The organism is Streptomyces sp. SID13726, from assembly GCF_010548375.1.
Taxonomy (GTDB): domain Bacteria; phylum Actinomycetota; class Actinomycetes; order Streptomycetales; family Streptomycetaceae; genus Streptomyces.
In genome coordinates, this window is the sequence record NZ_JAAGLY010000605.1 from 1 (window position 1) to 415 (window position 415).

General features: G+C 75.2%; 1 protein-coding gene. It reads right to left on the bottom strand.

Annotated elements, in window-relative coordinates:
• On the bottom strand, nt 1–415 hold a 415-nt coding region (locus G3I78_RS49350), incomplete at both ends, for an NAD(P)H-binding protein (protein ID WP_164437200.1).

Here is a 415-nt window from a genome sequence, read left to right on the forward strand (position 1 = left end):
CGCCGGACTCGCGGGCGCCCACGACGTCGCCGACGTAGTTCTCCGTGTACCAGTTGTTCCGCAGGATCGTGGTCGCCAGTCCCGCGGCGGCCAGGATCTCCTCCGTGGCCTTGTGCTCGGGCGCGAGGACGAGCGCGGAGGTCGTCGCGTGCGGCGCGCTCGTGTAGATCACACGGGAGACCCCGGCCGCGGCGGCCGCCTCGACCACGTTGCGGTGCTGCGGGACCCGCTGCCCGACCTCAGAGCCCGACACGAGCACGAGCACGTCGACGCCGGCGAGCGCCGCGGCGAGGGTCTCCGGGCGCGCGTAGTCGGCCTCGCGGACCTGGACGCCACGGTCGGCGAGGTCGGCGACCTTGGCGGTGGTCCGTGCGGCGGCGACCACCTGGGACGGGTCGGCGCCGCGTGCGAGGAG